Annotated in this window: 6 protein-coding genes; 4 read left to right on the forward strand and 2 right to left on the reverse strand. The window is 65.1% G+C overall.

Going from position 1 to position 3880, the window contains the following annotated elements; translation table 11 throughout:
* The first annotated feature begins 248 nt into the window (after positions 1 to 248).
* Together AAC023_RS13875 and AAC023_RS13880 are read left to right on the forward strand one after the other, a co-directional pair.
* Positions 249 to 677, forward strand: a complete 429-nt coding sequence (locus tag AAC023_RS13875) for an HK97 family phage prohead protease (RefSeq protein ID WP_339741786.1) — start codon at positions 249 to 251, stop codon at positions 675 to 677.
* A gap of 14 nt (positions 678 to 691) precedes the next feature.
* Positions 692 to 1909 (forward strand): phage major capsid protein, encoded by a 1218-nt coding sequence (locus AAC023_RS13880; protein WP_339741787.1) that lies wholly within the window; start codon positions 692 to 694, stop codon positions 1907 to 1909.
* A 42-nt stretch (positions 1910 to 1951) separates the two neighbouring features.
* Here the strand turns inward: AAC023_RS13880 and AAC023_RS13885 are convergent, their stop codons facing one another.
* Both AAC023_RS13885 and AAC023_RS13890 read right to left on the reverse strand, forming a co-directional pair.
* On the reverse strand, positions 1952 to 2308 hold the full coding sequence (locus AAC023_RS13885; protein WP_339741788.1) for a hypothetical protein: 357 nt from the start codon (positions 2306 to 2308) through the stop codon (positions 1952 to 1954).
* Positions 2305 to 2505, reverse strand: a complete 201-nt coding sequence (locus tag AAC023_RS13890; protein ID WP_339741790.1) for a hypothetical protein — start codon at positions 2503 to 2505, stop codon at positions 2305 to 2307. The genes AAC023_RS13885 and AAC023_RS13890 overlap by 4 nt, the downstream gene beginning before the upstream one ends.
* Between AAC023_RS13890 and AAC023_RS13895 the strand changes: the two genes are divergently transcribed.
* Both AAC023_RS13895 and AAC023_RS13900 read left to right on the forward strand, forming a co-directional pair.
* Positions 2504 to 3082 (forward strand): phage head-tail connector protein, encoded by a 579-nt coding sequence (locus tag AAC023_RS13895; RefSeq protein ID WP_339741792.1) that lies wholly within the window; start codon positions 2504 to 2506, stop codon positions 3080 to 3082. The genes AAC023_RS13890 and AAC023_RS13895 overlap by 2 nt on opposite strands.
* Positions 3079 to 3489 (forward strand): DUF3168 domain-containing protein, encoded by a 411-nt coding sequence (locus tag AAC023_RS13900; protein WP_339741794.1) that lies wholly within the window; start codon positions 3079 to 3081, stop codon positions 3487 to 3489. The genes AAC023_RS13895 and AAC023_RS13900 overlap by 4 nt, the downstream gene beginning before the upstream one ends.
* The last annotated feature ends 391 nt before the right edge of the window (positions 3490 to 3880 follow it).

A 3880-nucleotide genomic window follows, 5' to 3' on the forward strand; every position in this document is an offset into this window, starting at 1 on the left:
AGTGCGCCTGGCCCGCGAGAGCCTGGTGCGGATCGAGCGGCGGATGGAGGAGTAGGGGGCGGCGCTTCCCTCTCAATCTCCCGCTCTCAACCAAAAACCAGAGAGCACCTTCCCCCGGATTTATTCCGGGGCCTGCCGGAGCTTTGCGAGATGTCTCCACCCTCCGGCAGATCCCGGAATTCGCGCTGCGCGCTCCTCCGGGAGAAGGCGCGTTTGTTTTGAAGTTTCCAAATTCAACGAGGCCCATCATGCCCCAAACCCTGCTGATCGAGGGTCATGCCAGTGTGTTTGATCTCGCCGATCTGGCCGGCGATGTCGTGCGCCGCGGTGCGTTCGCCGCCAGCCTGCGCCATCGCACCCATGTGCCGATGCTGTTCCAGCACGAGGCCTCCGAGCCGATCGGGGTCTGGCGCGAGCTGCGTGAGGACAAGCGCGGGCTCTATGTCCGCGGCGAGATCCTGGCCGAGGGGCCGCGCGGGCGCACGGCGCTGTCGCTGGTCCGCTCCGGCGCGATTGACGGGCTGTCGATCGGCTTTCGCACAAGGCGTTTTTCCGGCCGCTCCCCGCGCGGGCGCGAGCTGATTGAACTGGATCTGTGGGAGGTCTCGATCGTGACCTTCCCGATGCTGCCGCAGGCCCGCCTGCGGCTTGTCTCCCAACCGGCCCTCGCGGCCTGACAACAAGGATCATCATGACCAAGGAAACCAAGATGAGCCCGGTCTCCGGCGAAACCCGGGCCGCGCTCGGCGAAGTGCTGGCCGCCTTCGAGGCCTTCAAACAGGCCAATGACCAGCGCCTCGGCGAGATCGAGGCCAAGGCCTCCGCCGATATCCTGCTCGACGAGAAGGTGGCGCGCATCGATGCCGCCCTGACCGACCAGAAATCCGCCCTCGACCGGCTTCTGCTGGGCGAGGCGCGGCCGGGTCTTTCCGGGGCCAATGGTTCGGCGGAGAGCGCGGCCTGGTCGCGCTATATGCGGCGCGGCGATCTGGCCGGGCTGGCGGAGGCGAAATCGCTGTCTGCCGGAACGAATGCCGATGGCGGCTATGTCGTGCCGGCCGAGACCGAGGCGCGTATTGACCGGCTGTTGATCGAGGCCTCGCCGATCCGCGCCATCGCCTCGGTGCGCCAGACGTCTGCCCCCGTCTTCCGCAAACCGGTCTCGCGCGGCGGTGCCGCCTCGGGCTGGGTGAGCGAGACGGCGGCACGGCCGGAAACCGGGGCGCCGAGCCTGGATCTGCTGGATTTCCCCTGCGCCGAGCTCTACGCCATGCCGGCGGCGACGCAGCAATTGCTCGATGATGCCATGGTCGATGTCGATCAATGGCTGGCCGAGGAAGTGCGCGATGTCTTCGCGGTGCAGGAAAGCGCCGCTTTCGTTTCCGGCGACGGCAGTGACAAGCCCAAGGGCTTTTTGAGCTATACCAAGGCGCTTGATGGCACGGAAGCCTGGGGCGAGATCGGCTATGTGCCCACCGGCACGGATGGCGCATTCGATGCCGGCGATCCGGCCGATGCGCTGATCGATCTGATCTATGCGCCCAAGACCGGCTATCGCGCCGCGGGGCGTTTCGTGATGAACCGGCGCACCGTCTCCGCCGTCCGCCGCTTCAAGGATGCCGATGGCAATTATCTCTGGCAGCCAAGCTTGAGCGAGGGCGGCAGCTCGACCCTGCTCGGCTATCCCGTCACCGAGGCCGAGGACATGCCGGATATCGGATCCGACAGTTTTTCGATTGCCTTCGGCGATTTCGCCAAGGGCTATCTCGTCCTCGACCGCCAGGGCGTCGAGGTCCTGCGCGACCCGTATTCGGCCAAGCCCTATGTCCTCTTCTACACCACCAAGCGTGTTGGCGGCGGCGTGCAGGATTTTGCGGCGATCAAGCTGTTGAAGTTCGGGGTGAGCTGATCGGTTGAACGCCCATTCTTCTCCCTCAGGGAGAAGAATGGGCTATCGACGTCCGATCTCCCTTTGCACCGCCTCGATCAGCGCCCTTTCCGCCGCATCGCTCACCGCATCGCCCGCCTCGGTGCCGTGCGTCGCCTCGACGCTGGGCAGATCGAAGAAAACCCGCCGGATATAATTCTCCACCGGCCGCATCCAGATCGCCGTGCCGACCAGGCCGGGGATCAGCCAGACCAGCACCACTGATTTCGCCGCCATCATGGGCGGATCGATCAGGCCGGCGGCCGTGAAACCGTAAAACACCAGACCATAGGCCAGCACGATGGCCGGCAAACCGCACAGGGCGAAGGCCAGGATCCAGGCCTGCAGCGCGTTGAGGCGGCCGGGACCAGGCGTGTTCATGCGCGGCTTTTCATCCAGGCGAAGAAAGTGCTGACCGTGAAGATCAGTGCCAGCACAAATGAAAAGCTCCCGCCGGGAAAGCCGAAGGTCGTTTGCACACTGCCCAGCGCCGCACAGGCCGCCGCAGCGCCGCCATAGAGCCGAATCTGGCGCGTGAAGCGCCCGCGATCGTTTTCGTTTGAACCGGAGTCACTCATGTCTCTATCCCTCGTCACGCCGCCGGCGGCCGAGCCGCTTTCGCTCGACCAGGCCAAGGCCCGCCTGCGCATTTCCGACAGCAGCCAGGATGCGCGTCTGACGCATCTGATACGAAGCGCGCGCCAGCGTGTCGAGGGGGATACGGGCCGCGCCTGTCTCTCCCAGACCTGGCTGGAACGCCGCGACGCCTGGGATGGCGATGGCCGGCTCTGCGCCTTCGGCACCCAGTTCAAATTGCCAAAGCCGCCGCTGATTTCCATCGACGCGATCACCACCTATGCCGCCGATGACACGCCGACGAGCCATGATCCGGCGGACTTTTTTATCGACACCCTGTCTGAACCGGGCCGTCTGGCGCTGCGGCCAAACGGTCATTTCCCCGAGCCGGGCCGCAGTATTGGCGGCATCGAGATCGCCTTCACCTGCGGCTATGGCACCGACCCCGACGATGTGCCTGCACCGCTGGTGGAGGCGATCGGCCAGCTGGTCGAGGCGATGTTTGAGGGCGGGCTGGATGTCGGCATGCCGGCCTCGGTGACGGCGCTGCTTCGCCCATGGTGGAGGATATCGCTGTGAGCGCGCCCGAGGCCGAGCTGATCGCGGCGCTGACCACCGCGATGGCCGGTGATGCCGCCGTGATGGCCGTGCTCGGCGATCCGGTGCGGATCTTCGCCGAACGCTCGCGCAGCGCCGCCTATCCGCATGCCAGTTGGGGCCGCAGTGAGACCCTGGCGCGCGACGCCGATGACGTCACCCTGATCGAGCACCGCCTGACCCTGGAAATCTGGTGCCGCGACAGCGACGCCCACGCCATCACCGGCCAGTTGCGCGAAGCCCTGCGCGGGCTGGATCCGGAACTGCCCGCACCCTGGACGCTGGTCCTGCTGGCGCCCGCCTATAGCGATGTCTTCGCGACGCGGGACCGGCGCGTGAAGCGCGGGATTATCCGGTTGAGGGCGGTGATGGGGCGCGGCGCCGAGTGAGAGCCGGTCTCCGCGCATAGGGGGCTCGCAGCGGCGGGCGCAGATGACAGGGAATTCATCGAATATCTGCCGCCGCGACCTTACATTCAACACGATTCCTGCTTATGTTATTATGTAACATACGTGGGGTTGAGGCCTGCCTGATAACGGCTTCTCAACCAATCCGGCGTATGGACGTGAGGGTTGAATTGCGTTAGGAGCTTTCGCCGATACGGCGAGTGCGTCTTGCCAGGATGCCCAAGCAGTGTTTTGTTAGCCCCGTTGAATCGGAGGGGGATGAGATGAAGTTTCACCGAACGAATATTGAGGGCACGAGCCGGATCGAAGGCACGAGCCGCTAGGTGTCGTTTCTCAAGACGTTGTTCAGCAGGTCGTTGAGCCGTTTGGCTGG

Source organism: uncultured Maricaulis sp. (genome assembly GCF_963976135.1).
Classification (GTDB): domain Bacteria; phylum Pseudomonadota; class Alphaproteobacteria; order Caulobacterales; family Maricaulaceae; genus Maricaulis.

What these genes read in the sequence shown, in the direction of transcription:
- AAC023_RS13895 (WP_339741792.1), top strand. Translation starts at nt 2,504, where the DNA reads ATGTCTCTATCCCTCGTCACGCCGCCGGCGGCCGAGCCGCTTTCGCTC.
- AAC023_RS13885 (WP_339741788.1), bottom strand. Translation starts at nt 2,308, where the DNA reads ATGAACACGCCTGGTCCCGGCCGCCTCAACGCGCTGCAGGCCTGGATC.
- AAC023_RS13875 (WP_339741786.1), top strand. Translation starts at nt 249, where the DNA reads ATGCCCCAAACCCTGCTGATCGAGGGTCATGCCAGTGTGTTTGATCTC.
- AAC023_RS13880 (WP_339741787.1), top strand. Translation starts at nt 692, where the DNA reads ATGACCAAGGAAACCAAGATGAGCCCGGTCTCCGGCGAAACCCGGGCC.
- AAC023_RS13890 (WP_339741790.1), bottom strand. Translation starts at nt 2,505, where the DNA reads ATGAGTGACTCCGGTTCAAACGAAAACGATCGCGGGCGCTTCACGCGC.